Genomic DNA, 8,668 nt, shown 5'->3' with positions numbered 1-8,668 from the left:
GCAATGTCAGTCACGCGAAAATGCTTCCTTTTCAGGTCTTTCCAGGTGCTCGATCAACTCGGTGGCGGTGACGCCGCCGAGTATGGTGGCCAGCGGCACTGATTGACCGGTGGCTTTCTTGAGCTTCTTGCGCAGGTCGAGCGCCAGCAGCGAGTCGACTCCGAGGTCGAGCAGCGACGCGTCGAGATCCAGTCCCGATGTGTCGGACAGTTTCAGCACCGACCCTAGCGCGACGCGCACCGCACCGGTGGTGTCCATATCGGCCGTGTCGACCGGTGCAGCGGTGTTGTCACCGTTGTGGGCGGGTCGCTGCGCGGGTGCTTCCGTACCGGGCATGCCGCCCAGGAACGTCGCGAGCCGGGTGGCGTCAGCGGTGTAGATCAGCGGATCTGCCGGGTGATCGCGCAGGCTGGCGTCCACTGCCCGATCGGGAGCCATGGCGATGAGGCCGGATCGCTCGACCCGGGTGATCTCCTCGGCGTCGATGATCCCGGCGCCGGGCCACAGCCCCCAGCGCACGGCAGTGCAGCGGCGGCCCCTCGCACGCAGCTGTGATGCCATGACGTCGAGCAGCCGGTTCGCAGCGGCGTAGGCGGCATGGCCGTAACCACCCCACAACCCGGATACCGACGAGCACAACACGATTCGGGTGTCATCGCGCAGTGGCCACGTCTCGACGAGGTTGGCGATTCCGGCCACCTTGGCCCCGAACGTCTCCGACGTCGCGTGCGCGGTCAGCTCCTGGCTCGGCGTGATGGTGGCCGCGGCCGCCGCGTGTATCACCAAGGATGCTGCAGTGCCGCCGTATTCGGCTGCGGTGGCCGAGATCTGTGCGGTGTCGGTGAGGTCGCAGCGCGGCGCCACTATTTCGACGTCGTGGTGTGCGGCCAGCTCCGCGAGGCGTCCGTCGTCGACGCCACGGCGGCTCAGCAGCACGATGCGCCGGGCACCGAGTGCGGCGAGCCGGCGTGCGTAGTGCAGGCCGACCGCACCGGCACCGCCGGTGATCACGACGTTGTCGAGGATTCCGGAGTCTGTCGACCACGGTGCCGCGTTCGACGGCTCGTGGCGCATCGACCGCCGCCACAAGGTGGGTCCGGAGCCGTTGTCGCGCATCGCGATGTCGTCGGCTTCGCCGAGCACCGCGGTGACGGCCGCGGTGGCGGCGGCGTCGTCAAGGCCGCCGGGCACCTGCAGCTGCCCGAAGTTCTGGTCGGGGTGTTCGAAGCCGATGCTGCGGTGCATCGCGGCGAGTGCCACCGCCGCAGGCTCCGGTTCGGCGGTCGAATCGCCCGCGGTGACAAGCCAGACGTCGCGCGTGTTCTGCGTGATCGCATCGGTGTACCGCAGTAGGCCGTTCCCGATTCGCCGGCTCAATTCCCCGGCGGTCTCGAGCACGTCGGATCCGGCCGCCGTGGGCGCGACGACGATGAGCAGGTCCGCGTCGTCCGGTTCGGCCGCGGTGACACCGTCGTGGCGGTCGATCGCAGACCGCAGCGCCGCTGCGACGTCCGTACCCTTGTCGAGTTCGAGTACCGCTGCGCGGCGTACGCCGTTGCGGGCCGGCGCCGGTAGCTGCTGCCAATCCTCGACGGCGACCGTCAGACCGGCGATCGGTTCGAGCGGATCCGGGTGTGCCCACAGGTGCTCGGTGCGCATGGGTGCGAACGGAAAGTCCCGCAACGACGTTCGGCGGCCGGGCAGCGCATCGCCCCACCGGTAGCCCGAATCGGCAAGAGCGACCGAGACGATGTTGGCCGACAGCCGGTCCGTCAGCGGTTCGTCGCGGCGGCCGGAGCCCACCATCACGACCGGTCCGCCTGCAGAATCGGCGGAATCGTCGAGGAGGTCGCCCATGGCGAACAGCAGCGCCGGATGCGCGGAGAGTTCGACGAAGATGCGGGCCCCGCGGCGCGCCGCTTTGGCCACCGCCCGATCGAACCGGACGGTGCTGCGCAGATTGGTGTACCAGTAGTCGGCGAAGTCGGTACCGGCCTTGACGACGTCGGCGGTGGCCGAACCGATGAACTGCACCGGGGTGTCGGCGAATTGTCCGGCGGGAAGCAGTGATTCGAGCTCGGCGCGCGACGAGTCCAAGGCGGTGGTGTGCGCGGGGAACCACATCTCGATTTCCTTGGCGAACGCGCCTCGGCCGGCGACCGTGCGCACCGCCGCCGCGACGGCATCGGTCTCGCCCGAAACCGCCACCGACGACCGGGAGTTCACCACCGAAAGCTCCAGCCAGCCCGGGGTCGCGGCGACCACCTCGGCGGCCTCGTCAGGCGTGATGCCCAGCACCGCAACGCGGTAGGGGCCGGTGAGCCGATCGAGCACGGTGGCACGGGCGATCACCACTGCGACGGCCTCGGGCAGCGTGATGCTGTCTGCCACATAGGCCGCGCCGATCTCGCCGAGGCTGTGGCCGACGGTGATGTCGGGCAACACGCCACACGACCGCCAGACGCGGGCCAGCGCGACGCCGTGCACGAATTGCGCACCCTGGATCTGGACTTGTGAGAAGTCGTTCGTCGTGACCCCGGAATCCGGGTCGGCCAACAGATAGTCCAGCGGGGATGCCGCCCCGGCGGCGGCGAATTCCTTGGCGCACCGGTCGACTTCGGCGCGGTATTCCGGCAGGCGATGGTAGGCCTCGACGCCCATCGACGGCCACTGGCTGCCCTGCCCGGGGAACACGAAGGCGATCCGCGCCGCCGAACCCTGATGCGGTGGGTTTCCGGAGGATCGGACGGTCAGCGGATCCTCGCGCCCGTCGGCGAGAGCCCGCAGCGCTTCGGTGAGTTCGGTGCGGTCGGCGGCCCGGATCGCGGCGCGGTGGCGGCGCAGTCGCCGAGTCGTCAGCAGGGTTGCCGCGACGTCGGCCGCGTCGGCGGCCGCGTGCCCGTCGAGGTACGCCAGGATCGCAGCGGCGTCCTGGGCCAGGAGTTCTTCGGCGTGTGCGCTGAGCAGAACGGGGATGCGTCCGTCGGGGAGGGCCACCATCACGCGGCCTCACCGTCGTCGGGTACCGCGACGATCGCATGCGCGTTGGTGCCGCTCATCCCGAACGCGGACACCGCGCCGATCCGTTCGTTGTTGACGGCGGGCCACTGCGTCAGCTTCGTCGCGAGGCGCAACCCCTGTGATTCCCAGTCGATTTCGCGGCTCGGCTCGTCGACGTGCAGGGTGGCCGGGATCGCCGCACGTTGTGCCGCGATCAGGACCTTGGCGAGGCCGAGCCCGCCTGCGGCGGCCTGCGAGTGGCCGACGTTGGATTTGACGGAGCCCAGGACCGCGCCGGCCCCGGGGTCGGTGGCCCCGTAGGTCTGCGCCAGTGATCGCAGTTCGGTGCGGTCACCGAGGCGGGTTCCCGTGCCGTGGCCTTCGATCATGCCGACGTCCTCGGGCCGCACCCCGGCCTGCTCGATGGCCTTGCTGAACAGCCGCTGCTGCGCGGCGGCACTCGGTGCGGTCAGCCCGGTGGTCCGGCCGTCCTGGTTGACCGTGGTGGCGCGCACCTCGGCCAGGATGCGGCGACGGTCGCGCACCGCGGCCGATTTGCGCTGCAGCACGAACATCGCGGCGCCTTCGGCCCACACCGTGCCGCTGGCATGGGCACTGTAGGGCCGGCAGTGTCCGTCGTCGGACAGCGCGTGTTGCTTGGAGAATTCGACGAAGTATCCGGGTGTGCCCATCACGCAGACGCCGCCGGTCAGCGCCATGTCGCAGTCGCCGGCCCGCACCGCGCCGACCGCGGTGTGGAAGGCGGTGAGCGCCGACGAGCAGGACGTGTCGATGGTCAGCGCGGGCCCGGCCAGGTCCAGCGTGTACGCGATCCGTCCCGAGATCACGCCCAGTGACGTTCCGGTGATCAGATGGCCGCTGTGGTGGGAGAACTCGGCGAGTTCTGGGCCGTACTCAAGATAGGACGCACCGATGTAGCAGCCGACGTCATGGCCGGCGAGGTCATCGGGGTTGATGCCGGTGTTCTCCAGTGCGCGCCACGCCATCCGCAGCGCGACCCGCTGCTGGGGGTCCATCGCGACCGCTTCGCGCGGTGAGATTCCGAAGAACGCAGGATCGAATGTTGCCGCGCTGGACAGGAAGCCGCCGAGATCGTGGATCGGTTTGAACCCGTCGCGGCGTGAGCCGTCCAGCAGGTCACCGATCGCCCAACCGCGGTCGGCCGGGAACCGACCGAGCGCCTCGCGCTGTTCGGACAGCAACGCCCAGTATTGGTCCGCGGTTTCGATCCCGCCGGGCGCCTCGAGCGCCATGCCCACGATCACCACCGGATCGGTGGCGCCGGGGTGGGGCACCTGCCCGCTAGAGCTCATTGACAAGCTCCGCCACGTCCTCGGTGTACTCGTTGATGAAGAAGTGACCGCCGTCGAACATCGAGAGCGTGAACGCTCCGCCGGTGTGAATCTCCCAGCGCCGCAACATGTCCTCGCTGATGCGATGGTCGCGCTCGCCGCCGATCGCGTAGATGTCGGCCGCGATCGTCACGTCGGTGTCGCACGCGTAGCGGTTGAAGGCCTCGTAGTCGGCACGCACCGCCATCAGCAGCAGTTCGACGAAGTCCTCGTCGGCGAGCAGCTGCGGATCGGTGCCACCGAGATCGACCATCTCGGCGATGATCTCGGACTCGGCCATCGGCAGCGCAGGCGACGCAGCCACCGCCGAGGGCGCCTCGCTCGCCGAAACCCAGAGCGCGTCGACCGCGATGCCGTTGCGCTCGGCGACGCGTGCGAACTCGAACGCCACCACGGCGCCCATGCAATGTCCGAACAGCCGCATCGGGCCCAGTTGCGACCAGTCCCCCGCCTCGAACAGATCACGCGCGAGGGCGTCGACCGTGCCGGGCGCCGGGTGTGCCATTCGGTCGCCGCGTTTCGGGTACTGCATGACGTAGGCGTCGGAACCCGCTGCCGCCAAAGCGTTTCCGATCGATCGGTAGGCCACGGCGGCTCCGCCGGCGTGCGGGAACACCAGCGTCGGTTTGGCGGCCGGGTCGTCCCCCGGATATCGCTTGATCCAGGGCTTGAAGGTGAGCTGCGTATCCGACCCGGTCACGGTGTCGCGGCGGTGTCGAGTGCGGACATCACGTCGGCGTCGTCCATGTTGGCTACCTCCAGATACAACTCGGCGACCTGGTCGAGGCGATCACTTCCCGCCTCCCGCGCCGTCAGGCGGGTCGCGAGCTTCTCGACCGTTCTGGTCGCGAAGACGTCGGGCACCATCACGGTCGGTGTGTCCAGCCAGTCGCGGATTCGGGCGACGGCCGCGGTGGCCAGCACCGAATCGCCGCCGAGTTCGAAGAAGTCCTCGTCGACACCGAGTTCGGTCACCGCGAGCAGCTCGGCCATGATCGTGGCCAGGGCGCGTTCCAGGACGGTCGACGGCGCACGCGTACTGCCGCGCTGCGCACCGTCGACCGCGTCGGCCAGCATGCGGGCCACCGCGCGGCGGTCGGTCTTGCCGCCTGCAGTGAACGGGATCTGGTCGACGAGCTCGAAGTGCCGCGGAACCATGTGCGGCGGTACGAGTTCCGCGAGCCCGGCACGCAGGTCGGCCGCCGTGGTGGTGGCCTCGTCGCGTCCGATCACGGCGGCGAGCATGTCGGTCCCGGACACCGGAACGATGGCCGCGACGGCGGCATGCACACCGGGCAGTCGCTGCAGTGCGGCCTCGACGTCGCCGAGTTCGATGCGGTAGCCGCTGATCTTGACGCGGTGGTCGGCGCGGCCGACGAACTCCAGCGTGCCGTCGGGCCAGTACCGCGCGAGATCCCCGCTGCGGTACCAGGTCCGGCCGCAGTAGGTCACGAACCGGTCGGCGGTGAGGTCGGGCCTGCCGCGGTAACCCCGTGCGATACCGCGTCCGGCGAACCACAGTTCACCCGGCACCCAGTCCGGGCAGTCCTCGCCCGCGGCGTTGACCACGCGGCACGCGTTGTTGGCGAACGGCTTGCCGTACGGCACGGCGGCCCACTCGTCCGGCAGCTCACCGGCCTCGTAAAGCGTTGCGTGCACGGCCGTTTCGGTGGCCCCACCCAAACCGGTCAAACGCACGCCCGGCGCGAGCGCCTGCAGCTTGCGCACCATGGTGGTGCGCACCCAGTCACCGCCGGTGGGCACCGCACGCACCGAGGGCAGTCCGGTCTTGGCCGAACCCGCGACCTCGACGAGCATCTCCAGCCAGCCGGGCAGGAAGTTGAGGACCGTGACACCGTGCGTGTTGATCTGCTCGACCCAGTGATCGGGGTTGCGGCGATCGCCCTCGTCGACGACCACGATCGTGGCGCCGGCCGTCAGCGTGCCGAACACGTCGAGCACCGACAGGTCGCATTCCAGATGCGACAGCGCCAGCACACTGTCGGCCGGGCCGACCCCGAAGTATCCGTTGAGCGCTTCGATGGTGTTCATCGCGGCGTCGTGGGTGACCTCGACACCCTTGGGCTCACCGGTGGAACCCGACGTGAACAGAATGTAGGCCAGTTCGTTGGGATCGGTTGCGGCCGGCTCGATTTCGTCGGCGCGCGAGCCGACGCGGATGGCCTCGGCCACGGTCAGCGCGGGCAGCCAGGTGGGCGGTCCGTCGCCGCAGAACAATGCCATCCGGACGTCGCCGTTCTTCAGCATCCGCTCGGCCCGCTCGGCGGGTTGGTCGACACCGACCGGCACGTAGACCGCACCGGCGGCCAGGATCGCGAGCAGCGCGGTGATCTGGTCGGGCCCCTTGGGGCCCATCACCGCGACACTCTCACCCGTGCGGATACCCGCGACCCGCAGCGCGGCCGCGACGGCGAGCACCCGCTCCCGGAGCTCGGCATAGGTGAGCTCGCCTGCCGACCCGATCACCGCGACGGCATCCGGTCGGGCCGCGGCCTGGGCGAAGAAGCCCTCGTGCAACGCATAGCCGGTCGGCGCGGCGGTCCGCGCGTTCGCCGCGTCGCGAACTGCGCGCTGCGATTCGCTCAGCAGCGGCAGCGACGGCGCCTCCCACGACGTGTCGTCGGTGGCGAGCCTGCGCAGCTCGGCGATGTGGCGCGCGAACATCGCGTCGATCACCCCGGGCCGGAATGCGTCTTCGCGCACATCCCAGTTCACCAGCACGCCGCCGTCGAATTCGGTGACCTGCGCGTCGAGCAGCACCTGCGGCCCTTGCGAGTTGATCCAGACAGGCTTGCCGAAGGTTTCGGTGACCTCGGCGGCGAACAACTCGCCGAGGCCGAGCGCGCTCGTGTAGACCACCGGGGCCAGCACCTGGGTGCCGCGATGGCGGCCCAGGTCGCGCAGGACCGACAACCCCGGGTAGTTCGCGTGTCCGGCGGCGGCATGGAACGTCTCCTGCACGGCCCTGGCGCGCTCGGCCGCGTTTGCGGTGCCGTCCAGATCGATGCCGAGTAGCAGCGACGAGGTGAAGTCTCCGACGAGCTTGTCGACGTCGGGGTGGCGCTGCTCGCGGCCGAACAGCGGCACGTTGAGCAAAAACCGGGAATCGGCCGACCAGCCGGCCAGCGCGTCGGCGAACGATGCCGCGAGCGCCATCGCCGGGGTGATGCCCCGTTTGCGCGCCGCGGCGTACAGCGCGTCGCGGGTTTCGGGGTCCAGCCAGTGGTGGCGACGCGTGGTGTGGTGCGGGTCGGCCTGTTCGGCGACCGGCACCAGCGGCAGCCTCGGCGGGTCGGGCAGATCGGCGATCCGCTCGGCCCACCACTTGCGGTCGGCCTCGTGCGCATCCGACGCCTCGGGAGTGGCCAGCCGGTACTCGCGGTAGGTGTAGCCGAGGGGCGGCAGTTGCGCCCCGTTGTACAGCGCGGCCAGATCGGCCATCAGCGTCCGGTAGCTCATGGCGTCGGCGGCCTGCATGTCGAGGTCGACGTGCAGCCGGGTGGCGCCGCCGGGCAGCAGCGACAGCGTGAGTTCGAAAACCTCGCCGTGCAGTTGCTGGTGGGACTTGGAGCGTTCGATCACCGAGAGCCGCTCGGCGACCTCGTCGGGCGATGCGTCACGCAGGTCCTCGATCGTGACGGGATACTGGCGGCCCGGTGCCGCGATGCGTTGCGTGCCGTCCGGGAGGAACTCGACCCGCAGCATCGGGTGCCGCTCGGCCAGCGCCGTGGCCGCGCGCTGCAGCCGCTCGGGATCGACGCCGTCGCCGTCGAATTCGACGTAGAGGTGGCCGGCCACCCCGCCGAGCTGCTGATCGCCTTCGCGCCCGACCCACATCGCGTGCTGCATCGGCGCCAGCGGGAACGGCTCGCCGGCATCGGGATCTGCGCTGGGATCAGTGGCCGACTGCGGCGAATCATCGTGCGCAGCACCGGCATTCGAATCGGCCGTGCGCGCCGCCACCAGCTCGGCCCATGCCGACACCGTCGGCGTGGCGGCCAGCGACGCGAAATCGATGTCGATCCCCTGTCGACGCCAGCGGCCCGCAAGTGACATCATTCGGATGGAGTCAAGGCCCTGACCGATCAGATCGGCGTCGGGATCGACGGCATCGCCGTCAACACCGAGAAGGTCGGCCACCGCCTCCCTGATGGTCTGCGAATTCGCAACAGCGACGTCGCCCACAATGGCCTCCCGAACGATTAGCACAGGCTGTCCTAACTTCGTGGAGGCTACCCTATATTCGGGTGACCGAATACGCCTACCCCGAGGTG

Annotated in this window: 4 protein-coding genes; all 4 read right to left on the bottom strand. The window is 69.7% G+C overall.

The window, feature by feature from the left end; genetic code table 11:
• Window positions 1-6: 6 nt before the first annotated feature.
• Genes mbtD through ACOI2T_RS12690 form a run of 4 tightly spaced genes read right to left on the bottom strand, consistent with a single transcriptional unit; the run spans window position 7 to window position 8,582 of the window.
• On the bottom strand, window positions 7-3,000 hold the full coding sequence (gene mbtD / locus ACOI2T_RS12705) for a mycobactin polyketide synthase MbtD (protein ID WP_409501895.1): 2,994 nt from the start codon (window positions 2,998-3,000) through the stop codon (window positions 7-9).
• Complete coding sequence (locus tag ACOI2T_RS12700) at window positions 3,000-4,334, bottom strand: beta-ketoacyl [acyl carrier protein] synthase domain-containing protein (protein ID WP_409501476.1); 1,335 nt, start codon at window positions 4,332-4,334, stop codon at window positions 3,000-3,002. Before ACOI2T_RS12700 ends, mbtD begins: the two co-directional genes overlap by 1 nt.
• Complete coding sequence (locus tag ACOI2T_RS12695; RefSeq protein WP_409501475.1) at window positions 4,324-5,073, bottom strand: thioesterase II family protein; 750 nt, start codon at window positions 5,071-5,073, stop codon at window positions 4,324-4,326. Before ACOI2T_RS12695 ends, ACOI2T_RS12700 begins: the two co-directional genes overlap by 11 nt.
• A complete protein-coding gene (locus ACOI2T_RS12690; RefSeq protein ID WP_409501894.1) occupies window positions 5,070-8,582 on the bottom strand; it encodes a non-ribosomal peptide synthetase in 3,513 nt (1,170 codons plus the stop codon). Before ACOI2T_RS12690 ends, ACOI2T_RS12695 begins: the two co-directional genes overlap by 4 nt.
• Window positions 8,583-8,668 lie beyond the last annotated feature (86 nt).

Source organism: Mycolicibacterium wolinskyi str. Jessa 2025 (assembly GCF_049241375.1).
Lineage (GTDB): Bacteria > Actinomycetota > Actinomycetes > Mycobacteriales > Mycobacteriaceae > Mycobacterium > Mycobacterium wolinskyi.
This window is presented reverse-complemented; position numbering and strand designations above follow the sequence as displayed.